The sequence below is a fragment of the Mesorhizobium sp. RSR565B genome, assembly GCF_054719465.1.
This window is the reverse complement of the sequence record NZ_JBTTIE010000001.1, coordinates 2,047,985-2,071,879: the sequence shown is the minus strand read 5'-3', so window position 1 is coordinate 2,071,879 and position 23,895 is coordinate 2,047,985. Positions and strand designations below refer to the sequence as shown.

The following is a 23,895-nucleotide window of genomic DNA, read 5'->3' as shown; positions in this document are numbered from 1 at the left end:
CGATGATAGAATCTATCAGATTCTGCCTTCAGACTCGGCCTGGGCCGCTGTCGGCCTCGATTCGACGTGAAATTGCGGCGCGGCGACCGAAAATCCGCTTTCCGACTTAGGAATCGCTCTTGACGTCTCGCGAAAAAATGGAATAAATATTTCATCAGATTGGTATTTTGGTTCTTTCGTTCCGGAACATCTGTTTCAAACTGGGAGCCTGGCGTTCCATCCCTTGGACAAAACGCCATACGGAACAGGAAGGCATCAGGGAGAGATTCCTCGGGCTATCGGGGATTCCGGGTAGATCGGTGCAGCCGGACACCAATGTGGAGGAGAAACACAATGAAGAAACTGATTTTGGGCGTCGCCTTTGCGGCGCTGATGAGTTCGTCCGCTTTTGCCGCCAAGGTCGGCGTGTCGATGGCCAAGTTCGACGACAACTTCCTCACCGTGCTGCGCAACGGCATGATCGAGCAGGCCAAGGGCATGAGCGGCGTGGAACTGCAGGTCGAGGACGCGCAGAACGACGTCGCCAAGCAGCTCGACCAGATCAAGAACTTCGCCGCCTCGGGCGTCGACGCCATCATCGTCAACCCGGTCGATACCTCGGCCACGCAGGCGATGTCGGACGCCGCCGCAGCCGCCAAGATCCCGTTGGTCTATGTCAACCGCCAGCCGGTCAATGTCGACACGCTGCCGGACAACCAGGCCTTCGTCGCGTCGAACGAGGCCGATTCCGGCACGCTCGAGACCAAGGAAGTCTGCCGCCTGTTCACCGAGGCCGGCAAGAAGGAAGCCAATGTCTATGTCATCATGGGCGAGCTTTCCAACCAGGCCGCCGTGCAGCGCACCAAGGACATCGAAGAGGTGATCGCCACGCCGGAGTGCAGCTTCATCAAGATCATCGACAAGCAGACTTCGAACTGGAACCGCGACGAAGCGCAGAACCTGATGACCAACTGGCTGTCAACCGGCAAGCCGTTCGACGGCGTCATCGCCAACAATGACGAAAGCGCCATCGGCGCCATCCAGGCGATGAAGGCCGCCAACATCGACATGAAGACGGTCGTCGTCGGCGGTGTCGACGCCACGCAGGACGCGCTTGCCGCCATGCAGGCCGGCGACCTCGATGCCACCGTGTTCCAGGATGCGGCCGGCCAGGGCGCCGGCGCGCTCGACGCGGCACTGAAGCTCGCCAAGGGCGAGAAGGTCGAGCACAAGGTCTACGTGCCCTTCCAGCTGGTTACGCCGGCCAACATCGACAAGTTCCTGAAGAAGAACTGAGCCGGCAACTCACGCGTAAGCAATTCCAGGAAAAAGTGTGAAGCGGTTTTCCGTCCGGAATTGCGACAAACAAACAAGAGAGCGGCGCAACCGCGCCGCTCCCGTTTCCCCCACCGCCCTGAGGGGCGGAAGGGCAAATGCGGCCTCACGGAGGACAAGGCATGTCACAGACATCTCATGGCGTCGGCGGGGTCAGCTATGACGCGAAGAGGCGGACATGGCCGGCCGAATTCAACGTCTTCCTGGCGCTGGTCATTCTGGTCGTCATCTTCGAACTGATCGGCCGCATCTTTCTTGGCGACAGCTTCCTGTTCAACACGCGCGACAACGTCGCCGGGATCTTCAATGAGGCCCGCCTGCAGATCATCATCCTGCAGGTGTCGATCGTCGGCATCATCGCCATCGGCGTCACTCAGGTGATCATTTGCGGCGGCATCGACTTGTCCTCGGGCTCGATCGTCGGCGCCACCGCCATGATCGCCATGAGTTTTGCCCAGGTGGCGACGGTCAACGGTAACCCCAACCCCAAGGCGATGTTCCTGGCGCAAGGCTGGACCGACCTGCCGGTCATCGTGCCGGTACTGGTCGCCATCGGCTGCGGTCTGCTCGCCGGTCTCGTCAACGGCTCCTTGATTGCATACACGCGCATTCCGCCGTTCATCGCCACGCTCGGCATGATGGTGACCGCGCGCGGCATTGCCAAATGGTGGTCCAAGGGTCAGCCGATCTCGTTTCCGACCGAAAGTTTCGCTGGTATCGGCAAGGGCCTGATGCCGGTCATCATCTTCCTGTCGCTGGCGGTGCTGTTCCAGCTGATCATGACCTACACACGCTACGGCAAGCACTGCTACGCCATCGGCTCCAACGAGGATGCCGCGCGCATGTCGGGCATCAAGATCGCCAACCACAAGATCCTCGTCTATGTCATTGCCGGCATCCTCGCCGCGCTGGCCGCCGTCGTGCTCTCCTCCAAGAACCTGACAGCACAGTCCGGCATGGGCCTCATGTACGAGCTCGACGCCATCGCCATGGCGGTCATCGGCGGCGTCTCTTTGTCGGGCGGCCGCGGCTCGATCGTCGGCACCGTGATCGGCTCGCTGATCTTCGGCGTCATAATTTCCGGCTTCACCTTCCTGCGCCTCGACGCCTACTATCAGGAGATGGTCAAGGGCGTGATCATCGTCGGCGCGGTCGTTCTCGACCAATGGCGCCAGCGCATGCGGGCATTGAGGGCTTGACCATGCCAGATATCTCCACGACAGACATCGTCCTGAAGACCGAAAACCTGACCAAACGCTATGGCGGCGTCCATGCGCTGGAAGGCGCGAATTTCGAGCTGCGCAAGGGCGAGCATGTCGCCATCATGGGCGACAATGGCGCCGGCAAATCCACCTTCGTGCGCCAGATCACCGCCGTCGAGCAACGCACCAGCGGCCAGATCTGGTTCGACGGCAGGGAAGTGAATTTTGCCGGGCCGATCGAAGCGCGCACGGCGGGCATCGAGACCGTGTTCCAGAATCTGGCGCTGGCCGACGATCTCGACGTGCCGTCGAACCTGTTCCTCGGCCGCGAAAAGGTGCTGTTCAATCTCGGGCCGTTCTCGATCCTCGACCGCAAATACATGCGCAAGGCGACCGAGGCGGCGCTGATCCGCACGGCAGTGAAAATCCCCAACCTCTCCAACACCATCCGCCACATGTCGGGCGGCCAGCGCCAGTGCGTTGCCATCGCCAGGACGGCGACCTTCGCCTCCAAGCTGATCATCATGGACGAGCCGACGGCAGCCCTTGGCGTGCAGGAGACCGCGCAGGTCGAAAACATCATCCGCACGCTGAAGGACAATGGCGAACCGCTGATCCTGATCAGCCACAACATGCGCCAGGTGTTCGACCTGTGCGACCGTATCGTCGTCTTCCGGCGCGGCCGCATCGTCGCCAACCTGCGCAAGGAAAACACCGACGGCAACGACATCGTCTCCTACATCACCGGCGCCAAGACCGGGGAGGCGGAACTCGCGGCCTGAACAGGATGGTCATCCTGTTTTCTGGCGTGCTCGAAAAATTATCTTGCCACCTTTCTCAAAAGGAAGGTGGAGACACAACTCTCTCGAACCCATCCCCCTAGAGGAAATACCCCATGACTGTTCGTTTCGCCCTCCTCGGTGCCGGCCGCATCGGCAAGGTCCATGCCCGCGCCGTCGGCTCCAACCCGCAGGCCAGACTGGTGGCCGTTGCCGACGCTTTTGAAAAGGCGGCGACCGAGTTGGCAACCGCCTATGGCGCCGAAGTGCGCACCATCGACGCGATCGAGAAGGCCAAGGACGTCGACGCCGTGGTCATCTGCACGCCGACCGACACCCATGCCGATCTGATCGAGCGTTTCGCCAAGGCCGGCAAGGCGATCTTCTGCGAGAAGCCGATCGACCTCGACGTCAAGCGTGTCGAGAAATGCCTTGCCGTGGTCGACAAGGCCAAGGCGACGCTGATGGTCGGTTTCAACCGCCGCTTCGATCCGCATTTCGCCGCCGTGCGCAAGGCGATCGACGACGGCGCGATCGGCAAGGTCGAGATGGTCACCATCACTTCGCGCGATCCAGGTGCGCCGCCGGTCGACTACATCAAGCGCTCGGGCGGCATCTTTCGCGACATGACCATCCACGATTTCGACATGGCGCGCTTCCTGCTCGGCGAAGAGGTGGTCGCGGTCAGCGCCCATGCCTCGGTTCTGGTCGACGAGAAGATCGGTGAGGCCGGCGATTTCGATTCGGTCAGCGTCATCCTCGAAACCGCGTCCGGCAAGCAGGCCGTCATCTCCAATTCGCGCCGCGCCACCTATGGCTACGACCAGCGCATCGAGGTGCATGGCTCCAAGGGCATGGTCGCCGCCGAGAACCAGCGGCCGGTGTCGATCGAGGTCGCCAATGAGAAGGGCTATACGCGCCCGCCGCTGCACGACTTCTTCATGACCCGCTATCTCGACGCCTACGCCATCGAGATTGCCGCTTTCATCACTGCTGCAACCTCGGGCAAGAAGGCATCGCCGAGCGGCGCCGACGGCCTCGTGGCGCTAAAACTGGCCGATGCCGCGCTGAAGTCGGCGACATCGGGCAAGACCGTCCGTCTCGACAAGTAAGAACCGGAACCAAGGCACAGGAGCAGAGCGATGAGCACATCCGCCGATCGCAATTCGAAGACGCGCGCCATCGTCACCGGCGGCGCGCAAGGCATCGGCTTTGCCGTCGCCGAAGCGCTGGCCGACGAGGGCTGCAAAGCGCTGGCGCTCATCGGCCGCTCGCAGGAGAAGGGCGACAAGGCGGTCGCCCACTTCAAGAAGGCCGGCGTCGACGCGATCTTCATCAGCGCCGACGTTTCGAAGGTGGCCGACTGCAAGCGTGCCGTCGCCACCGCCGTCTCGCATTTCGGCACCATCAACGCGCTGGTCAACGCCGCAGCCACCTCCGCGCGCGGGTCGCTGGTCGAAACCTCCGAGGAGACCTTCGACCAGATTTTCCACACCAATGTGCGTGGTCCCTTCTTCCTGATGCAGGGCGTGGTGGCGCATCTGCTGGACAAGAAGGCGCCGGGCTCGATCGTCAACGTGCTGTCGATGTCGGCACATTGCGGCCAGTCGTTCCTTGCGCCCTATTCCTCGAGCAAGGGCGCGCTGGCGACGCTGACCAAGAACGTCGCCAACGCCTATCGTTTCAACCGCATCCGCTGCAACGCCGTGCTGCCGGGCTGGATGGACACCGAGGGCGAGGACATCGTGCAGAAGAAATGGCACGGTGCCTCCGACGACTGGCTGGCAAAGGCAGAGGCCGGCCAGCCCATGGGCCAACTGGTGAAGCCCGACCAACTGGCGCGGCTGATCAGCTACATGGCCAGCCCGCAATCCGGTGTCATGACCGGCTCGCTGGTTGACTACGACCAGAACGTCGCGGGGACCTCGCCGGAGTAGCCTCAAACCCTGTTGCAGCAACATCGCCATTCCCACATAGTCCTGATAGTCAGGCTAGTCACGAGCATGCGATGCTAACGTCATCCAAAGACACCAACTGGACGGTTGCCGGGGCAAAAGCCCGGCTCTCCGAGGTCATCGAGCGCGCACAGTCCTTGCCGCAGACGATCACCAAGAACGGCAAACCAAGCGTGGTTGTCGTCTCGGCCGAGGAATGGCAGCGCAAGATCGCACGCAAGGGTACGCTTGCCGAGTTCCTGCTGGACTCGCCGCTGCGCGGCGCCGATCTCGAGCTTGAACGTCAGCGCGACGAACCGCGTGACCTGCCGCAGTGAGACTGCTGCTCGACACGAATGTCCTGTCCGAGGTGACGAGGCCAGCGCCTGACGCACGTGTCCTGGGCTGGCTGGACGAGCTTGATGAGGACCGCTCCTTCATCAGCGTAGTGTCGATCGCCGAGATCCGGCGCGGCGTCTCTCTGATGGATGAGGGCCGCAAACGCGAGGCGCTGGCCGAATCGCTCGCCCGGGACCTGCCCCAGCGCTTCGAACAGCGGGTTTTGCCGGTGGACGATGCGGTTGCCTTGGCCTGGGGCGACCTGATGGGTCTTGCGAAGCGCCGCGGTCGTGGTCTGTCGTCGATGGACGGCCTGATCGCAGCCACTGCGATTGCGCACGAGCTCACCTTGGCAACGTGCAATACGAAAGATTTCGAAGGCTTTGGGCTTGAACTCTTCGATCCCTGGACCGCATGAGCCGCTCCGCGTTATACGTGTTGGCGATTGGCGAACCGCCGGCACTTCGTCATCCACGGGCGGAGCAAGGAGCGTGGCGACGCAGCGCAGACCCGAGGATCCATGCCGCGACTTCAGAGCGCTGCTACGGTCCAGAATTCTGCTCTGCCGCACTCCACGGCCCAGGTCACGGAATGGATCCCAGGGTCTCCGCGACGGAGCTTCGCTCCTGCTCCGCCCAGGGATGACGAAATCGCGAGGATTCGGCCAATCCCGAATTGTCTCCGCATACCCCACGTGACAAGCGCCTCGGCATCGACTATATGAACCTCATGATCAACCTGACCGCCACCTATTGGTACTTTACGAGCTCGCTGGCGGCGGGAGGATTGCGCTCGATCTGAAGATTGCAGCAACAAGTCCGAACAGCCGCCAGACCTGGCGGCTTTTTTGTATCAGCCGGCAGGTCTCCTAAAAACAGGAGCAGAAAGCCGTGTTGACCACCACAGACGATCTTCGGGTCAAGGAAATCCGAGAATTGAGTACGCCGGACGAGGTGATGCGGGAGATCCCGCGCACGCTGACGGCAACGCGCACCGTGAGCGCATCACGCAACGCCACCCATGCCATCTTGAACGGCACCGACGACCGGCTGCTTGTCATCGTCGGCCCGTGTTCGATCCACGACCCGGTCGCGGCCGTTGACTATGCCAGCCGGCTAGTGGCGCTGCGCGAGACCCTGTCCGACCGGTTGGAGATCGTCATGCGGGTCTATTTCGAAAAGCCGCGCACGACTGTCGGCTGGAAGGGCCTTATCAACGATCCCGATCTCGACGGCAGCTTTAACATCGACAAGGGGCTGCGGATGGCGCGCAACGTGCTGTCGGCGGTCAACAATCTCGGCCTGCCCTCGGCCACCGAATTTCTCGACATGACGACGCCGCAATACATTGCCGACCTCGTCGCCTGGGGCGCCATCGGCGCGCGCACCACCGAGAGCCAGATCCACCGCGAACTGGCTTCCGGCCTGTCCTGCCCGGTCGGCTTCAAGAACGGCACCGACGGCAATCTCAGGATCGCCGCCGAGGCGGTGAAATCCGCCGCCCAGCCGCATCATTTCATGGCGGTGACCAAGGGCGGACGCAGCGGCATTGCGACTACTACCGGCAATGAGGACTGCCACGTCATCCTGCGCGGCGGCGTTCAGCCGAATTACGATGCGGCGAGCGTCGAGGCGGCCTCGGTCGAACTTGCCCGCATCGGCGTCGCCCCCCGTCTGATGATCGATGTCAGCCACGCCAACTCGGCCAAGAAGCCGGAGAACCAGCCCAAGGTGGCGGCGGATGTCGCCGGTCAGGTCGCGGCGGGCGACGAACGCATCATCGGCCTCATGATCGAGAGCAATCTCGTTGCCGGCCGTCAGGATGTCGTGCCCGGCAAGCCGCTCGTCTATGGCCAGAGCATCACAGATGGCTGCATCGACTGGGCGACCACAGAGACGGTGCTGCACGGCCTCGCCGGCGCCGTAGAATGGCGCCGCTCAGCCCGCCGCGCCATGATGGAGAACCGGCCGGGCGCCGCCTGATACGAGGCGATGCGCGGGAAGGACGCTGCGGCTCCCCTTGCACCCCGGCAACCGGTCTGCTAAATACTGAACCGTATGGTTCAGTATACCGACTTGGATTCCTCGTTCGCCGCGCTCTCGGACGCCACCCGGCGTGGCGTTCTGGAGCAGCTCGGACGCGCAGACGCTTCGATCACCGAGCTTGCCGGAAAGTTCCACATGACCCTCACGGGCATGAAGAAGCACGTCGGCGTCCTGGAGCAGGCGGGGCTCGTCACCACGCAGAAGGTTGGCCGCGTGCGGACCTGCAAGCTCGGCCTGCGCGGACTGGAGGAAGAGGCGGCCTGGATCGAGCGGCACCGCCTGCTCTGGGACGCACGCTTCAACGAGTTGGACAAGGTTGTCGAGGAATTGAAACGGAAGGAGAAAGCCGATGCGCCAAAGAACCGAGAGTGAGCCCACGAACAACCGCACGACGGTCGAACGGAAGTCCGAGCGCGAGCTGGTCGTCACGCGAACAGTCAACGCTCCGGCGCGCATCGTGTTCGAGGCGTGGACGAAGCCCGAGCTGTTCAAGCAGTGGTGGGTGCCGAAGTCGATGGGCATGTTCCTGCGTTCATGTGAGATGGATGCTCGTACCGGAGGCACGTACCGCCTGGTGTTCGGCCACGACGCCTCGGACCTTCACGAATTCTTCGGCAGGTATATCGAAGTGACACCGCACTCACGCCTTGTCTGGACCAATGACGAAGGTGGTGACGGTGGACCCGTCACCACGCTGACCTTCGAGGAAAAGGGTGGCAATACGCTGCTGGTCATGCACGAACTCTATCCCTCGAAGGAGGCTCTCGACGCGGCCGGTACCGGGGCGGCGGATGCGATGGGCGAGACGTTCGAGCAATTGGACGAGCTTCTCGTCGTCTTGGGCGAGAGCGTGAGGCGGTCATGACGTCATCGATCTCCGGGACGGGTTGCTGCCGCCCTCGACGACGAAAAGACCGGGACAGTGATCCGCAAGCGCAGCGCCGAGGCGAAGAAACGCGGCGTCATCGCTTGATCGGGATCACGCCGCCCTCAACCCCTCCCATGCCGTGAACACCGAGACCGCAAACAGCAGCAGTCCGGCCGCCCGGCCCGCAAACGCGGTCGTCCGCGGATTGGCCACCAGCAGATTGCGGCTGCGGCCGGCGGTGATGGCGAGCCCGCCATAGATCGCGGCCTGAGTCGCCACCGTCAGCAAGCCCATGACCGTCGCCTGCATCCAGATCGGGCCGTAATCCGGCTTCAGGAACTGCGGATAGACGGCAAATATGAAGAGATAGGCCTTCGGGTTGATCAGGCAGGTCACCAGTCCCTGGCGAAAGGCCTTCCAGGCCGTACGGCTGCCGGCGGGCCCGTCATGGCCGACGGTGATGGAACTGCGCATCAGCGAGATGCCGATGAAGGCCATGTAGGCGGCGCCGGCTATCAGCAGCGGCTTGTACAGGATCGGTACGAAATGCATCAGCAGGCCGACGCCGATGGCGCCGTTCAGCGTGTGCACGATGCCGCCGACCATGATGCCACCGGTGGCGGCGAGGCCCCGGTCGCGGCCGCCGGTGAGCGCATTGGCAAGCACGAACAGCATGTCCATCCCGGGTACGATGATGATGCCGGACAGCAGGATAAAGAACAGCCAGAGATTTTCCGCGTAGCTCATGTCAGTTGCCTGTCGCTTCCTGCTGGGGTGCCGTGGAGGAATTTGTTGATTTTCAACCCGATAGGCAGTCCAATAAATCATCCCAACTGACGGGGATGTGTCAGTAGCGTTCATCAGGGAGAGGAAATGCGCAAGGCGTCGCGGCTGTTCGAGATTATCCAGATCCTGCGGCTGGCGCGGCAGCCGGTGACGGCAGCCATGATCGCCGGGCAGCTGGAAGTCACGATGCGTTCGATCTATCGCGACATCGCCGCACTGCAGGCAATGCGCGTGCCGATCGCAGGCGGGCGCGGTATCGGTTATATATTGCGGCCCGGCTTCGACCTGCCGCCGCTGATGTTTTCGATCGAGGAGATGGAGGCGATCGTCCTGTCGCTGGCGCTGCTGGAGCGCACGGGAGACAGCGAGCTCAAGCAGGCGGCCAAGCGCGTCAGCGCCAAGATCGCCGGCGCCGTGCCGCCGCCGTTGCGCCAGGCGTTCGACGCCAACGCACTGCATGTCTGGGGGTTCGCTGCACCGGCAATCGGCACCATCGATCTGGCGCTGGTGCGCCGCGCAATCCGCGACGAGGAAAAGCTCGACCTGTCCTATCGCGACGAAATCTGCCGCGCCTCCGAGCGGCTGATCCGTCCGATCGCGCTGATCTACTATTCAGAGACCGCCAACATCGTCGCCTGGTGCGAATTGCGCCAGGCCATCCGCAATTTCCGCAGCGACCGCATCGCGAATTGCCGGGCGACCGGGCTGCGCTTCAAGGGCGAAGGCGATCGCCTGCGGCAGGTCTGGGTCAGTGGCTGGGAGGCGAACGCTGTCGCTGGCGGCTGAAGCGGATCTTACCGCACATCCACCCAGCGCTTCTCCTCGAACGACCTCGCCATCGCGTGCACGGTGCGCTCGATCTCCAGCCCTTCGGCAAATTCGATGACCCGTGCCGGCTTGCCGGCAAGCCGCGTCAGCAATTCGTGGCACTCGATGATCTTGAGGTCGTTGAAACCGAGCCCATGGCCCGGCGCCGGGAGGAAGGCGTCGTAAGGCTTGTGGTGCGGCGCCACCAATATGGTGCGGTAGCCCTGTTCGGTCGGGCGATCGGCGGTGACGTAGAGCTGGATTTCGTTCATCCGCTCCTGGTCGAACAGGATCGATCCCTTGGAGCCGAAAATCTGTATGGCGATGCGGCCCTTGCGGCCCCAGGCCGAGCGGTTGACCAGCAGCGTGCCGGCAATGCCGTTTTCCAGATGCATCAAAACGCTGGCGATGTCGTAGGTCTCCACCGCACGGCGGCCGCCGCCGGCCAGCTTGCGGTCGGCATAGGGCTTGGCCATGTCGCAGATGACTTTTGCGACGCGGCCGAACAGTGTCGAGACCAGCGACAGCGGATGCACGGCGAAATCGTCGAGCGCGCCATAGCCGGATGCGGCCTCATGCTTCCAGAAGAACAGCGCTTCGGGGTCGGCCATGAAGTCCTCGTCCATCTCGATGCGCAGATGGTTGACCTCGCCGATGATCTTTTCCTCGAGCAGCGCGCCGATGTGGCGGATGGCCGGGCTCTGTATGTAGTTGTAGCCAAGCGCTGCGACCTTGCCGGACTTCTTCGCCGCGGCCGCCATCGCCGCTGCTTCGGCAAAGCTCGGCGCCATCGGCTTCTCGCACCACAGATGCTTGCCGGCTTCGAGAATAGCGATGGCCATCTCCGGATGGAACTGATTGGGCGTGGTCAGCGAGACGATATCGACCTCGGGGTCGTTGACGACGGCACGCCAGTCGCCCGACGCCTTGGCGAAGCCGAACTCACCGGCCTTGCGCTTGGCCAGCTCCTCGTTGACCTCGCCGAGATGGACCAGCTTCGGCTTGGCGACATCGGGAAAGACGGCGCCGACGGCGCTCCACGCAATGGCGTGGCATTTGCCCATGAAACCCGTGCCGATAAGACCAACGCCGACCATTTCTTTCTCCCAATAACTGAAGCGATCGATGGATGAATTAGTCCATTTCTTCTCCGAATGGAATGTCTGCCTCATTTTTTATGGCCTTCTTGCGCAGGCTCGCTATGATGGGGCAGAGAGGACGTCACTTGAGTTAAAGAGAGCATGATGTCGTCCGAAAACCGCTGCACACTTTTCGGCATCATGCTCTAATGCATGTCGCCCAGAAGTGTGCCGCGGTTCTGGGACAACGGCATGCATCAAAACAAAGACTTAAAGCGCATCGCACGAATCCGTTTCACCGCGACGCGCTTTAAGTGAGCTTGGACGGGGCGACGATGGACGAACGGGTACCTCGCGACTTCGAGACGCTGCGCGCCACGATCCTCGATCGCCGTGAAACCTTGCCCAAGCGCATCGCCCAGATCGCCGCCTATGCGCTCGACAATCCCGATGACATCGCCTTCGGCACCGCCGCCAGCATCGCCGCTTCGGCGGGCGTGCAGCCGTCCACCTTGATCCGCTTTGCCCAGCAACTAGGCTTTGACGGCTTCACCAGCCTGCAGCAGGTGTTTCGCGAGCGGCTGCGCGAGCGCAATTCCTCTTATGACGAACGCCTGCAGGCGCTGCGCGCCAAGGCCGATGCGGGTGCTGGACACCGAGCCATCTTCGACGGCTTCGTCGCCGCCGCCAGCACTTCGCTCAACGATATTTCGCGAACGCTGGACGAGGCGCATCTGGAAGACGCGATCTCGCTGCTGGCCAAGGCCGAGACCATCTATGTCCTGGCCAAGCGCCGCTCCTACCCGGTGGCGAGCTACATTGCCTATGCCTTGGGCAAGCTGAAGATCCGCAACCAGCTGATCGAATCCGCCGCCGGCCTCAATGCCGAGATGGTCGCCTTCGCCACCCCGGCGGACGCCGTCATTGCCATCAGTTTCTCGCCCTATGCGCCGGCCACCATCGAGGAGGCCCGCACCATTTCCGAACAGGGCGTGCCGATCATCGCCATCACCGACAGTTCGTTTTCGCCACTAGCGCAGTTCGCCAAGGTCTGGTTCGAGGTTGCCGAGGCCGATTTTGCCGGCTTCCGCTCGCTGTCGGCCACCATGGCGCTGGCCATGGCGCTCACCGTCGGCGTCGGCGAGAAGCGGCGCAGCACGGGCAAGAAGCGCAAAGCCTAGGCCGGCGCCGGGCGCTCGAATTCCCGGAAGGAATGCTCATTCCATATTGACTATAGATTGGAATTATTATTTCATATTCCCGGCGCCACGCTGCCGCTCGCGCGTGTCCCCCAACTACGTTGCTCAAGACAACAAGACCGACGGGAGGTTCCAATGAGCGAAGCCATGGACGCCAAACAGGCGACGCTCGATGTCATCACCATCGGTCGCGCTTCCGTCGACCTTTACGGCCAGCAGATCGGCTCGCGACTGGAGGACATCGGCTCCTTTGCCAAATCGGTCGGCGGCTGCCCGGCCAATATCTCCGTCGGTACGGCCAGGCTCGGCCTGCGCTCGGCGCTGCTCACCCGCGTCGGTGACGAGCAGATGGGCCGCTTCATCCGCGAACAGCTCAGCCGCGAAGGCGTCAATGTCGACGGGCTGAAGACCGACAAGGAACGGCTGACGGCTCTGGTGCTGCTTTCGGTCGAGAGCGAAGGCGTCTCGCCGATGATCTTTTATCGCAGCGACTGCGCCGACATGGCGCTCGCCGAAGAAGATATCAATGAAGCCTTCATCGCCTCGGCCCGCTCGATCGTCGTCACCGGCACGCATTTTTCCCGGCCCAACAGCGACGCCGCCCAGCGCAAGGCGATCCGCATCATCAAGGCCAAGGGCGGCAAGGTGGTGTTCGACATCGACTACCGCCCCAACCTCTGGGGGCTCGCCGGCCATGCCGAAGGTTTTGAGCGCTATGTCAAATCCGACCGCGTCTCGGCCCAGCTGAAGACGGTGCTGCCCGATTGCGATCTCATCGTCGGCACCGAGGAAGAGATCATGATCGCCTCGGGCGCCGACGATTGCCTGAGTGCGTTGAAGACCATCCGCGCTCTGTCCTCGGCGACCATCGTCTTGAAGCGCGGCGCCATGGGTTGCATCGTCTATGACGGGCCGATCAGCGACGATCTGGAAGACGGTGTCGTCGGCAAGGGCTTTCCGATCGAGATCTATAATGTGCTGGGCGCGGGCGATGCCTTCATGTCCGGTTTCCTGCGCGGCTGGCTGGGTGGCGAAGACCACGCGACGGCGGCGACCTGGGCCAATGCCTGCGGCGCCTTCGCCGTGTCGCGGCTGCTCTGCGCGCCGGAATATCCGACCTTCGAGGAATTGCAGTTCTTCCTCAAGAACGGCAGCAAGCACTTAGCGTTGCGCAAGGACGAGGCGATCAACCACATCCATTGGGCGACGACCCGCCGCCGCGATATCCCCTCGATGATGGCGCTCGCCTGCGACCACCGTGTGCAGCTTGAGGACGTCGCGGCAAAGACCGGCGCCGATCCGGCGCGCATCCGCGATTTCAAGGTGCTGGCGGTCAAGGCCGCGGCGAAAGTCGCCGCCGGCCGCGACGGCTATGGCATGCTGATCGACGAGAAGCATGGCCGCGAAGCGATGTTCGAATTCGCCCGCCACCCCTTTGCCTGGCTCGGCCGTCCCGTCGAACTGCCGGGCTCGCGGCCGCTGCGCTTCGAGTTCTCGCAGGACATCGGCTCGCAACTGGTGGAATGGCCGGTCGACCACTGCATCAAATGCCTGTGCTTCTATCACCCCGACGATCCGGCAGCGCTCAAGGAAGAGCAGCAGCAGAAGCTGCGCTCGCTGTTCGAAGCCGCGCGGAAGGTCGGCCGGGAGCTTCTGGTCGAGATCATCGCCGGCAAGCACGGCAAGCTCGATGACACGACGATCCCGCGCGCCCTGGAAGAACTCTATGCGCTTGGCATCAAGCCGGACTGGTGGAAGCTCGAACCGCAGGCGTCGGCCGGCGCCTGGGCCAAGATCGAAGCGGTGATCCTGAAGCATGATCCGTGGTGCCGCGGCGTCGTGCTGCTGGGTCTCGAAGCGCCGCAGGACGAACTGGAAGCGGCCTTTGCCGCCACCGCCAAGGCGCCGATCGTCAAGGGCTTTGCCGTCGGCCGCACCATCTTCGTCCACGCCGCGGAACAATGGCTGGCCGGCAAGATGACGGATGACGAGGCTATCGCCGACATGGCCGCGCGCTTCGAACAGTTGACCGAAGCGTGGCTTGCCGCGCGTGGCCGTAAAGCAGCATAAAGGCGCGGCAAGAGGACTGCGGAGGAAAACACCATGAGCAAGACAATCCGCCTGACGATGGCGCAGGCGCTGACCCGCTTTCTCAGCAAGCAGATGACCGAGATCGACGGCAGACGAGTGCCCATCTTCGGCGGTGTCTGGGCGATCTTCGGTCACGGCAATGTCGCCGGCATCGGCGAGGCGCTGTACCAGCAGCGCGACGAATTGCCGACCTTCCGCGCCCACAATGAGCAGGCGATGGCGCATGCGGCGATCGCCTATGGCAAGGCCAATTTCCGCCGCCGCTTCATGGCCGCGACCTCTTCGATCGGCCCCGGTGCGCTCAACATGGTGACGGCGGCGGCGCTCGCCCACGTAAACAGGTTGCCCGTCCTGTTTTTGCCGGGCGATGTCTTCGCCAACCGCATCCCCGATCCGGTGCTGCAGCAGGCCGAGGACTTTTCCGACGGCACCGCGACGGTCAATGACTGCTTCCGTCCGGTGTCGCGCTATTTCGACCGCATCACCCGTCCCGAGCAGATCATCCCGGCATTGGCGCGGACCATGCAGGTGCTGACCGATCCCGCGGAATGCGGCCCGGTGACGCTGTCGCTCTGCCAGGACGTGCAGGCCGAGGCCTATGACTATCCCGAGAGCTTTTTCGCCGAGCGCGTCTGGCACCAGCGCCGGCCGCGTCCGGACCGGAACGAGCTTGCCGCTGCGGTTGCGGCGCTGAAGGGCGCGAAGAAGCCGCTGATCATCGCCGGCGGCGGCGTGCTGTATTCGCAGGCTTCGGATGAACTGGCGAAATTCGCCGAGAGCGCCGGCATTCCGGTCTGCGAGACGCAGGGCGGCAAGTCCTCGCTGCCCGACACGCATCCGCTCAACATGGCGGCGGTCGGCGTTACCGGCACCTCGGCCGCCAACCGGCTGGCCGAGGAAGCCGATGTCGTGCTCGCCATCGGCACGCGCCTGCAGGATTTCACCACCGGCTCGTGGGCGCTGTTCAAGAATTCCGGCAAGACCATTATCGGGCTCAACGTCCAGCCTTTCGACGCCGGCAAGCACCGCGCGCTGCCGCTGGTCGCCGATGCGGCCGAAGGGCTTGTCGAACTGGGTGCGGCGCTGGGGAGCTGGAAAGCACCGGCGACTTGGACGGACAATTCGGCTGCCGGCAAGAAGGCCTGGCAGGTTGACGCCGGCAAGGTGACGGCGTCGACCAACGCCGCCTTCCCTTCGGACGCGCAGGTGATCGGCGCCGTGCAGCGCGCCCTGGGCTCAGGCGTGACGCTGCTGAATGCGTCGGGCGGTTTGCCGGGCGAGTTGCACAAGCTCTGGCAGGCAGGCGCGCCCGGCTCGTACCATGGCGAATATGGCTTCTCGACCATGGGCTACGAGATTGCCGGCGGGCTCGGCGCCAAGATGGCCAAGCCCGACCAGGAGATAGTCGTCATGGTCGGGGACGGCTCTTACCTCATGATGAATTCCGAAATCGCCACGTCGGTGATGCTTGGCCTGAAGCTGACCATCGTGGTGCTCGACAACAGGGGTTATGGCTGCATCAACCGGCTGCAGATGGCCACCGGCGGCGCCAACTTCAACAACCTCTTGAAGGACGCGCGCCACGAGATCCTGCCCGACATCGACTTCGCCGCGCATGCGGCCAGCATGGGCGCTATTGCCGAGAAGGTGCCGTCGATCACCGGCCTGGAGACCGCGCTGCAAAAGTCGAAAACCAACGACCGCACCACCGTGCTGGTCATCGACACCGACCCGCTGATTTCCACCGATGCCGGCGGCCATTGGTGGGATGTCGCGGTGCCGGAAGTCTCCGCACGGCCGCAGGTCAACGCAGCCCGCAAGGCCTATGACGAAAAGCGGCAGATGCAGACTATTGGCGATTGATGCTAAGTCAGCGCTGCCCCCTACCTCCCCCTTGTGGGGAGGTCGGACCGAAGGTCCGGGTGGGGGTCTGGCGCCGCACCCCACCCCGCTGCTTCGCAGCGACCCTCCCCACAACGGGAGGGTGAACAAGAAACCGGAGCTAAAACTTGAAAGCCAAACTGGGCATGTCCCCCATTGCGTGGTGGAACGATGATCTTGCCGAACTCAGCGACGACGTCTCGCTGGAAGAGTGCCTGCGCCAGTCGCGCTCTGCCGGCTTCACCGGCATGGAAATGGGCCGGCGTTTCCCAAACGACCCCGAAATCATGCTGCCGATCCTGAAAAAGGCCGACGTGACGCTGTGCGGCGGCTGGTTCTCCGGCACGCTGGTCGATGAGGATATGGGCAAGAACAGGGATCGCATCCAGCCGATGATCGACCTGTTCAAGGCGGTGAATGCGCCTTGCATCGTCTATGGCGAGGTCGGCCGCTCGATCCAGGGTGATCGCTCCAAGCCTCTCGCCACCAAGCCGAAATTGTCGAACGACGAAATGAAGGCCTATGCCAGGCGCCTCACCGAGTTCGGCGAATGGTGCGCAGAGCAAGGCATGCCGCTGTCCTATCACCATCACATGGCGGCGGTGGTCGAGACCGAGCCGGAGCTCGATGCCTTCATGCGCCATTCCGGCGAAGGCATTCCGTTGCTGCTCGATGCAGGGCATCTCGCCTTTGCCGGTGGCGATGTGCTGCGCGCCATCGACAACCACCACAAGCGCATCAGCCATGTCCATGTGAAGGATGTGCGCATGGGCGTGATCGACGGGCTCGACCGCACGAAGCAGTCCTTTCTCGACGCCGTGGCGCTCGGTGCCTTCACGGTGCCTGGCGACGGTTCGCTCGATTTCGGCGCCATCGTGCAGCGCTTCGCCGACCATGGCTATGAAGGCTGGTTCGTCGTCGAGGCCGAGCAGGACCCGAAGAAGAACCCGCCGCTGAAGATGGCCCAAGTGGGTTACAAGGAGCTGATGCGGGTGATGACGGCGGCCGGCTACACGGTGGAAACGCAAGGCTTTCCCAATGCCTGAGGCGATCCGATGAAGGATTACGAGCACCCGTTCTTCCGGCCGCTGTGGCGGCGCGTTGCCGTCGTCGCCGTCTGCGTGATCTGGGCGGGAATAGAAGTCGCCTCCGGCACGCCGTTCTGGGGTGTCATCGCGCTCGGCTTTGCTGCCTACGCGGTGTGGCAGTTCTTCTATCTTTACAAGCCGGTGGAGGAGAGCAAGGCTGCGCCTGATCGACCGAAGACCGGCGAAGCGAAGGCGGACGCCGAACCGAAGGAATGAAGCGGCCGCGGCTCGGAAGAGCTTGCGGGTCGGACACTCGACACCTGGCGTATCGCCTACGTCGGTGATTGCCGGAATGTCCCTCGCTTCGTCATCCTAGGGTCTTCGCGACGGAGCTTCGCTCCTGCTTCGCCCTAGGATGACGAAGTTGAGAGGCCGACCTCGAAGACTTGCGATAGGAGACAAAACATGTCGAAACTGCTCGTCAAAGCCGACAAGGGCCATGGCCGCGTCGCGCATGTCACGCCCAACAGCGCCGGATGGACCTATGTCGGCTTCGACCTGCACCGGCTGAAGCCGGGCGAGACCGCATCCGGCAAGACGCAGGATCGCGAAGTCTGCCTGGTGTTCGTCACCGGCAAGGGCACGGCAAAGGCCGGCGGCCGGGAACTCGGCCTGCTCGGCGAGCGCATGTCGCCCTTCGAGGGCAAGCCGTGGTCGGTCTATATCCCGGAGGGTTCGGACTGGTCGGTCACCGCCGACACCGATCTCGAACTCGCGGTCTGCTCGGCGCCGGGCCTGGGCGGCGGCTTGCCCGTTCGCGTCATCGCACCCGACGACCTCGGCCAGGAGACTCGGGGCAAAGGCACCAACACGCGCTACGTCACCAACATATTGCCCGAGGGCAAGCCCGCCGACTCGCTGCTGGTGGTCGAGGTCATCACGCCCGGCGGCCACACATCGAGCTACCCGCCGCACAAGCACGACCAGGACAATCTCCCTGCCGAATCCTATCTTGAGGAAACCTATTACCACCGCCTCAACCCGCCGCAGGGCTTTGCCTTCCAGCGGGTCTACACCGACGCCGACAAGTCGGGCGCCCGCGAACTGGACGAGGCGATGGCGATCGAGGACGGCGATGTCGTGCTGGTGCCCAAGGGCTATCATCCGTGCGCGGCCTGTCACGGCTACGACCTCTATTACCTTAACGTCATGGCCGGGCCGAAGCGGACGTGGAAGTTCCACAACGCGCCCGAGCACGAGTGGCTGATGAAGGCCTGATCGGCCTTCGCTTGCGGCGGAAGCTGTTGGTCCAGCAGCGAAAAATCGTCGGCTAAGGACCTGCGGGGTCGATTTGCCTTCGAAAACCCGCATAAGCTTCGTCAATCCGTCATGGAAATCACCTATGGCAGCGGGCTGACGAGGATTTTCGATGCGCTACGCCATCTATTTCACCCCGATGCAGGACGAGCCGCTGGCGCGGATCGCCGCCAACTGGCTGGGTCGCGACCCCTTTGGCGCCGCCACCAGGCCGGTCGAGGCGGTGGGCGAGCTGTCGGCGGCCGAAGTCGCCTTTCACACCGCATCGGCGCGGCGCTACGGTTTTCATGCGACGCTGAAAGCGCCCTTCCGGTTGGCCGCCAACGAAACTGAAAGCTCGTTGCGCGCGGCGCTGGACGCCTTTGCCGAAGCAACGCCGACGGTCACCATCCCGCGCCTGGTCGTCAGCCAGATCGATGGTTTCTTCGCTTTGCTGCCGGAAGGCCCGCTGCCGCCGCTCAACCGTTTCGCCGATGATGTCGTGCTTAGCTTCGACCGTTTTCGCGCGCCGCTCACCGAGGCCGAGATCGAGCGGCGCAGCCCGGATTCGCTGAAGCCGGCCGAGTTCCGCAATCTCTGCCAGTGGGGCTATCCCTATGTGTTTGAGACCTTTCGCTTCCACATGACACTGTCCGGCCGGGCCGGGCCGCAGGAAAGCCAACGTCTGCGCGCGGCAATTGACAGCCTGTTCGCCGATGTGCTGCAGCAGCCGGTGCTGGTGGATGCGCTGACGCTGTTCGTCGAAACCGAACCGGGCGCTCCGTTCATGGTGCTTTCGCATCATGCGCTCGGCCGCCGCGCTGCCCGAAAAACCGCCTGACCGCAATTCGTCCGAGTAAGCAAGGACTGCCTGAATGACCGCCGAAACTGTTCTCCACAACGCCCGCATCGTGCTTGCCGACGAGATCGTCGAAGGGTCGCTCGTGCTGCGCGACGGTTTTATCTCCGGCATCGACGCCGGCACCGGCCACACCGGCGGGAACATGGCTGGCGAGGATATGGGCGGCGACTACATCATTCCCGGCCTGGTCGAACTGCACACCGACCATCTCGAAGGCCACTATGCGCCGCGGCCGAAAGTGCGCTGGAACCCGATCGCCGCCGTCCTTGCCCATGACGCGCAGGTGGCCACCGCCGGCATCACCACCGTCCTCGACGCCTTGCGCGTCGGCATGGACGAGGACGCCGACCTTACCTCCGACGATATCCGCAAGCTGGCCGATGCGATCGAGGACAGCGTCGCGAAAGACCGATTGCGGGCCGATCATTTCCTGCACCTGCGCTGCGAGGTCTCGGCGCCGGATTGCTTGCGGGCTTTCGCCAATTTCGATGGCGACGAGCGGGTCAAACTGGCCTCGCTGATGGACCATGCGCCGGGACAGCGCCAGTTCGTCAATCTCGAGACCTACGCCTATTACTACCAGCGCAAGCTGAAGCTGACCGATCGCGACTTCCAATTGTTCTGCGAAAAGCGGATGTCGGAATCAGCGAAGAATTCGGGACCGAACCGGGTGGCGATATCAGCCGCCTGCAACGAGCGGGGCATTGTGCTGGCGAGCCATGACGACGCCACATCGGGCCATGTCGACGAAGCGATCGAGCAGGGCGTGCGCGTCGCGGAATTCCCGACCACGCTGGAAGCCGCCAAGGCCTCGAAGGATGCCGGGCTCGGCGTACTGATGGGCGCGCCCAACGTCATGCGCGGCTCCTCGCATTCGGGCAATGTCTCGGCCCGCACGCTGGCCGGCGACGGCCTGCTCGACATATTGTCGTCCGACTACATTCCCTTCAGCCTGATCCAGTCGGCCTTCTTCCTCGGCGACGTCGTCGAGGGCATTTCCCTGCCGCAGGCGGTTGCGATGGTGTCGAAGAATCCGGCCGAGGCGATCGGCCTCAACGACCGCGGCGTCATCGAACAGGGCCGCCGCGCCGATCTGGTGCGTGTGCGGGTCGACGACCATGTGCCGGTCGTGCGCACTGTCTGGCGCCAAGGGCGCCGGGTCGCCTGATGGTCTCGGCGTCGATCGACCGCGAACTCAGCAGCGAGGCCTTTCCGCTCCGCAACGGCGTGTTTGTCGCCGTCGTCGGCCCGAGCGGCGCCGGCAAGGATACGGTAATCGGCTATGCCCGCACCTTGTTTGCCGACGAGACGAGGCTGGAGTTCGTCCGCCGGGTCATCACCAGGCCGAGCGACGCCGCAAGCGAGGATCACGACACGCTGGCCGACGCCGCCTTTGCCGAGGCCCAGGCCGACGGCGCTTTCGCCATTTCCTGGGAGGCGCACGGCCTGCGCTATGGCATCCCGGCCGATGTCGACTGGTCGATAGCCAATGGCCATGTCGCCGTGGCCAATGTCTCGCGCGCAGTCATCCCGGTGCTGCGGGAGCGCTATGCCAATCTGGCTGTCGTCGAGATCACCGCTTCGCCGGAAATCCTCGCCGAGCGTCTCGCCCAGCGCGGCCGCGAATCGCGCGGCGAAGTGCTGGCTCGGCTCGCCCGCAGCGCCAATGTCGCTTTGTCCGGACCCGGTGTCACCTCCATCGACAACGGCGGCCAGCGCGAAGCCGCCGGAGAACGCTTCGTCGAGGTGCTGCGCAAGGCGATGGCCTTCTCGGATATATCCGGCGTGATGTAGCGCTACTCCGCCGCGACAGTCTTGCGGCTGGCATCGAGCATCAGCCGCCTTGCGCGGAACACGCCCCATTGCTGGTCGACCAGCACGCCGATCAGGATCACGCCGCCCATCACCGCGAAGTTGAGCGAGGACGGGATGCCGAGCAGATTGACCAGGTTCTGCAACTCCTGCAGCAGCACGGTGCCCAGGATGACGCCGACCAGCGAGCCTTCGCCGCCGCGCAGCGAGAAGCCGCCGAGAACGGCGGCGGCAATGGCGTAGAGTTCGTAGAACTGGCCGTGGCTGGCCGGCGAGATCGAGCGCGTGTACATGGCGAAATAGATCGCCGACAGCGCCGTCAGCACGCCGCAGATGACATAGGCGGCCATGACGACACGGCCGGTGCGAATTCCTGAATATTTCGCCGCCTCTTCGTTCTTGCCGATGGCATAGAGGTAGCGTCCGAACACCGAGCGGTGCAGCACCACCCACATGACGATCGAAATGACGATCAGTGCGATGAAGCTGTTGGGCACGCCATAGCTGCGGCCCGCAGTGAGGAATTCGAGCTCGGGAAAATTCTGGCCGAAGGCGAAGCCGGCGGTGCCGTCGGCGGTATAGAAACGGGCGACCCCGCGATAGATCAAAAGGCCGCACAGCGTCACCACGAAGGGCTGCAATTTCAGCCTTGTGATCAGCCAGCCATGCGCCAGCCCGATGATGCCGCCCAGCACCAGGATCAGCGGCAGCGCCACCGGCCATGGCATGTCGCGCACGGCGATGAAATCGATGAACAGCGTGCCGAGCAGCGCCACCAGCGATCCCACCGACAATTCGATGCCGCCGGTGATGATGACGAAGGCCTGGCCGATGGCGAGGATCCCAAACAGGCCGATCAGGTTCGAGGTGTTGGCGAGGTTGATCGGTAAAAGGAAGCGCGGGTTGATGGCGGTCACCACGGCGCCGACCACCAGGATCAGGATCAGCAGGCCGAGATCTTTTTTGCTCATCGTCTTCTCCCCAATGCGCCGGACCGGCAATCGCCTGAAGCCCGCTAGTTTGCCGGCTTGCCGACCGCCAGCAACAGCACGTTTTCCTGGCTGAATTGTTCCTTGTCGAGAATGCCCGAGATCTGGCCCTCATGCATGACGGCGATGCGGTCGGACACGCCGATCACCTCTTCCATGTCGCTGGAGATCATCAGCACGGCGACGCCGGCATCGGCCAAGGCTCGCATCAGCCCGTAAATCTCGGCCTTGGCGCCGATATCGATGCCGCGCGTAGGCTCATCGAGGATCATCACCTTCGGGTTCATCGCCAGCCATTTGCCCAGCACCACCTTCTGCTGGTTGCCGCCCGACAGCGTGCCGGTTCGCGTCTGCACCGACGGCGCCTTGATGCCGAGATTGCTCTTCTGCTTCTCGGCGGTGGCGGTCTCGGCGCTTGCCGACACCAGTCGACGCTTCGCATGCGCCGGCAGGTTGGGCAGCGAGATGTTCTGCGCGATCGACAGGTCAAGCAAAATGCCGGTCAGCTTGCGGTCTTCCGGAACCAGAAAAATGCCATGCGCGACCGCATCGGCCGCCGAACCCAGCACAAGCGGCTTGCCGTCGAGTTCGAGCCCACCGCCAAGCGTGCTGTCGATGCCGAAGAACACCCGCGCCAGTTCGGTGCGGCCGGAGCCGACAAGGCCGGCGAGGCCGAGGATTTCACCGCGCCTGATGTCGAGGTCGACCGGCCGGGCAGGGTAGGCGGGGGTGCGGATGGCTTTGGCCGAGAGCGCAGTGGCGCCCGGCGCCCGAGCCGCCTCGGAGGCCTTCTCGCGCTCCTTCAGCATGCGGCCGATCATCAGCTTGACCATCTGGTCGTGGTTGATGGCGCTCTTCGGCAAGGTGCCAGCCAGCATGCCGTCGCGCAGCACCACGACGCGGTCGGCGACGCGCTCGACCTCATGCAGCCGGTGCGAAATGAAGATGACGCTGATGCCATCGGCCTTCAGCGCCTTGATGACGTCGAGCAGCTTGTCGGTTTCGGCGAGCGGCAGGCTCGACGTCGGCTCGTCGAGGATCACCAGCCGCGCCTTGATCGACAGTGCCTTGGCGATCTCGACCATCTGCTGCTGCGCCAGCGACAGCGAGGCAACCGGCGTATCGGCGGAGAAATTGGCGCCGACGCGCTTTAGCAGCGGCGCCACCATTTCGCGCAGCTTGGCGCGGTCGACCAATCTCAGCGGCCCGCCGCGCAACGGCTCGCGGCCGAAGAAGATATTGGCGGCAACATCGAGGTTTTCGAACAGATTGAGTTCCTGGTGGACGAAGGCGATGCCCGACCCCAGGCTGCCTTCGACGGTGAGCCCGTCATGCGCAACGCCGTCGACGGTGATGGCGCCGCTGTCCGGCCTGGTGACGCCGCCGAGGATCTTCATCAAGGTCGACTTGCCGGCGCCGTTTTCGCCGACCAGGCCGATCACCTCGCCCGGCCTGACTTCCATGGAAAAGCCGTCCAGCGCCACCACGCCCGGATAGGTCTTGCGCACGTTCTCGAGGCCGAGGAACGGGGTGGTTGCGACGATAGATGGGTCGGAATAATTCATCACGCCATATTTGATCAGG

25 protein-coding genes are annotated in these 23,895 nt (G+C 63.6%); 21 read left to right on the top strand and 4 right to left on the bottom strand.

Annotated features, from left to right (window positions below):
• The first annotated feature begins 333 nt into the window (after positions 1–333).
• The 11 genes from ACYG9R_RS09925 (at position 334) to ACYG9R_RS09875 (ending at position 8,478) form a co-directional block, all read left to right on the top strand.
• Positions 334–1,275, top strand: coding sequence for a sugar ABC transporter substrate-binding protein (locus ACYG9R_RS09925; protein ID WP_023684065.1), 942 nt, complete (start codon positions 334–336; stop codon positions 1,273–1,275).
• Positions 1,276–1,436: 161 nt separating this feature from the next.
• Positions 1,437–2,513, top strand: coding sequence for an ABC transporter permease (locus ACYG9R_RS09920; RefSeq protein ID WP_023823983.1), 1,077 nt, complete (start codon positions 1,437–1,439; stop codon positions 2,511–2,513).
• A 2-nt stretch (positions 2,514–2,515) separates the two neighbouring features.
• Positions 2,516–3,298 carry an ATP-binding cassette domain-containing protein gene (locus ACYG9R_RS09915; protein WP_027049093.1) on the top strand — a complete coding sequence of 261 codons (783 nt, stop codon included), beginning with the start codon at positions 2,516–2,518 and terminating at the stop codon, positions 3,296–3,298.
• A gap of 113 nt (positions 3,299–3,411) precedes the next feature.
• Positions 3,412–4,407 (top strand): inositol 2-dehydrogenase, encoded by a 996-nt coding sequence (gene iolG / locus ACYG9R_RS09910; protein WP_023703752.1) that lies wholly within the window; start codon positions 3,412–3,414, stop codon positions 4,405–4,407.
• Between the two features lie 30 nt (positions 4,408–4,437).
• The gene (locus tag ACYG9R_RS09905) at positions 4,438–5,232 is read left to right on the top strand and encodes an SDR family oxidoreductase (protein WP_023823982.1); all 795 of its coding nucleotides are present in this window, start codon (positions 4,438–4,440) and stop codon (positions 5,230–5,232) included.
• Positions 5,233–5,303: 71 nt separating this feature from the next.
• On the top strand, positions 5,304–5,567 hold the full coding sequence (locus ACYG9R_RS09900; RefSeq protein ID WP_023672335.1) for a type II toxin-antitoxin system Phd/YefM family antitoxin: 264 nt from the start codon (positions 5,304–5,306) through the stop codon (positions 5,565–5,567).
• Positions 5,564–5,986, top strand: coding sequence for a type II toxin-antitoxin system VapC family toxin (locus tag ACYG9R_RS09895; RefSeq protein WP_023823981.1), 423 nt, complete (start codon positions 5,564–5,566; stop codon positions 5,984–5,986). The genes ACYG9R_RS09900 and ACYG9R_RS09895 overlap by 4 nt, the downstream gene beginning before the upstream one ends.
• Before the next feature lie 257 nt (positions 5,987–6,243).
• Complete coding sequence (locus ACYG9R_RS09890; protein WP_280800225.1) at positions 6,244–6,369, top strand: hypothetical protein; 126 nt, start codon at positions 6,244–6,246, stop codon at positions 6,367–6,369.
• A gap of 89 nt (positions 6,370–6,458) precedes the next feature.
• Positions 6,459–7,550 carry a 3-deoxy-7-phosphoheptulonate synthase gene (locus ACYG9R_RS09885; RefSeq protein WP_023823980.1) on the top strand — a complete coding sequence of 364 codons (1,092 nt, stop codon included), beginning with the start codon at positions 6,459–6,461 and terminating at the stop codon, positions 7,548–7,550.
• Between the two features lie 75 nt (positions 7,551–7,625).
• Positions 7,626–7,985, top strand: a complete 360-nt coding sequence (locus ACYG9R_RS09880; RefSeq protein WP_023672338.1) for an ArsR/SmtB family transcription factor — start codon at positions 7,626–7,628, stop codon at positions 7,983–7,985.
• Positions 7,963–8,478 (top strand): SRPBCC domain-containing protein, encoded by a 516-nt coding sequence (locus ACYG9R_RS09875; RefSeq protein WP_023823979.1) that lies wholly within the window; start codon positions 7,963–7,965, stop codon positions 8,476–8,478. The genes ACYG9R_RS09880 and ACYG9R_RS09875 overlap by 23 nt, the downstream gene beginning before the upstream one ends.
• 114 nt (positions 8,479–8,592) lie before the next feature.
• Here the strand turns inward: ACYG9R_RS09875 and ACYG9R_RS09870 are convergent, their stop codons facing one another.
• Positions 8,593–9,228 carry a LysE family translocator gene (locus tag ACYG9R_RS09870; protein ID WP_023823978.1) on the bottom strand — a complete coding sequence of 212 codons (636 nt, stop codon included), beginning with the start codon at positions 9,226–9,228 and terminating at the stop codon, positions 8,593–8,595.
• 126 nt (positions 9,229–9,354) lie between these two features.
• On the opposite strand from ACYG9R_RS09870, the gene ACYG9R_RS09865 reads away from it, so the two are divergent.
• Positions 9,355–10,053: a helix-turn-helix transcriptional regulator gene (locus ACYG9R_RS09865; RefSeq protein WP_023823977.1), complete on the top strand. Its 699-nt coding sequence runs from the start codon at positions 9,355–9,357 to the stop codon at positions 10,051–10,053.
• Positions 10,054–10,061: 8 nt separating this feature from the next.
• On the opposite strand, the gene ACYG9R_RS09860 is transcribed toward ACYG9R_RS09865, so the two are convergent.
• Positions 10,062–11,171 carry a Gfo/Idh/MocA family protein gene (locus tag ACYG9R_RS09860; RefSeq protein WP_023814498.1) on the bottom strand — a complete coding sequence of 370 codons (1,110 nt, stop codon included), beginning with the start codon at positions 11,169–11,171 and terminating at the stop codon, positions 10,062–10,064.
• Positions 11,172–11,488: 317 nt separating this feature from the next.
• Here ACYG9R_RS09860 and ACYG9R_RS09855 point away from each other — a divergent pair, with 317 nt between their 5' ends.
• The 9 genes from ACYG9R_RS09855 (at position 11,489) to phnN (ending at position 21,304) form a co-directional block, all read left to right on the top strand.
• Complete coding sequence (locus tag ACYG9R_RS09855; RefSeq protein WP_023823976.1) at positions 11,489–12,334, top strand: MurR/RpiR family transcriptional regulator; 846 nt, start codon at positions 11,489–11,491, stop codon at positions 12,332–12,334.
• A gap of 153 nt (positions 12,335–12,487) precedes the next feature.
• Positions 12,488–14,422: a bifunctional 5-dehydro-2-deoxygluconokinase/5-dehydro-2-deoxyphosphogluconate aldolase gene (locus ACYG9R_RS09850; RefSeq protein ID WP_023823975.1), complete on the top strand. Its 1,935-nt coding sequence runs from the start codon at positions 12,488–12,490 to the stop codon at positions 14,420–14,422.
• A gap of 33 nt (positions 14,423–14,455) precedes the next feature.
• Positions 14,456–16,306: a 3D-(3,5/4)-trihydroxycyclohexane-1,2-dione acylhydrolase (decyclizing) gene (iolD, locus tag ACYG9R_RS09845; RefSeq protein WP_460221820.1), complete on the top strand. Its 1,851-nt coding sequence runs from the start codon at positions 14,456–14,458 to the stop codon at positions 16,304–16,306.
• A 146-nt stretch (positions 16,307–16,452) separates the two neighbouring features.
• Positions 16,453–17,370 (top strand): myo-inosose-2 dehydratase, encoded by a 918-nt coding sequence (gene iolE / locus ACYG9R_RS09840; protein ID WP_023823973.1) that lies wholly within the window; start codon positions 16,453–16,455, stop codon positions 17,368–17,370.
• A 9-nt stretch (positions 17,371–17,379) separates the two neighbouring features.
• Positions 17,380–17,628, top strand: coding sequence for a hypothetical protein (locus ACYG9R_RS09835; protein WP_023823972.1), 249 nt, complete (start codon positions 17,380–17,382; stop codon positions 17,626–17,628).
• Positions 17,629–17,817: 189 nt separating this feature from the next.
• A complete protein-coding gene (iolB, locus tag ACYG9R_RS09830; RefSeq protein ID WP_023823971.1) occupies positions 17,818–18,630 on the top strand; it encodes a 5-deoxy-glucuronate isomerase in 813 nt (270 codons plus the stop codon).
• A gap of 151 nt (positions 18,631–18,781) precedes the next feature.
• On the top strand, positions 18,782–19,489 hold the full coding sequence (locus tag ACYG9R_RS09825; protein ID WP_023744938.1) for a DUF1045 domain-containing protein: 708 nt from the start codon (positions 18,782–18,784) through the stop codon (positions 19,487–19,489).
• Positions 19,490–19,523: 34 nt separating this feature from the next.
• Complete coding sequence (locus tag ACYG9R_RS09820) at positions 19,524–20,678, top strand: alpha-D-ribose 1-methylphosphonate 5-triphosphate diphosphatase (protein ID WP_023823970.1); 1,155 nt, start codon at positions 19,524–19,526, stop codon at positions 20,676–20,678.
• Positions 20,675–21,304, top strand: a complete 630-nt coding sequence (gene phnN, locus ACYG9R_RS09815) for a phosphonate metabolism protein/1,5-bisphosphokinase (PRPP-forming) PhnN (RefSeq protein ID WP_023823969.1) — start codon at positions 20,675–20,677, stop codon at positions 21,302–21,304. Before ACYG9R_RS09820 ends, phnN begins: the two co-directional genes overlap by 4 nt.
• Before the next feature lie 2 nt (positions 21,305–21,306).
• On the opposite strand, the gene ACYG9R_RS09810 is transcribed toward phnN, so the two are convergent.
• Both ACYG9R_RS09810 and ACYG9R_RS09805 read right to left on the bottom strand, forming a co-directional pair.
• Complete coding sequence (locus ACYG9R_RS09810) at positions 21,307–22,293, bottom strand: ABC transporter permease (RefSeq protein ID WP_023684050.1); 987 nt, start codon at positions 22,291–22,293, stop codon at positions 21,307–21,309.
• 44 nt (positions 22,294–22,337) lie between these two features.
• Positions 22,338–23,876 carry a sugar ABC transporter ATP-binding protein gene (locus tag ACYG9R_RS09805; RefSeq protein ID WP_023672351.1) on the bottom strand — a complete coding sequence of 513 codons (1,539 nt, stop codon included), beginning with the start codon at positions 23,874–23,876 and terminating at the stop codon, positions 22,338–22,340.
• Positions 23,877–23,895 lie beyond the last annotated feature (19 nt).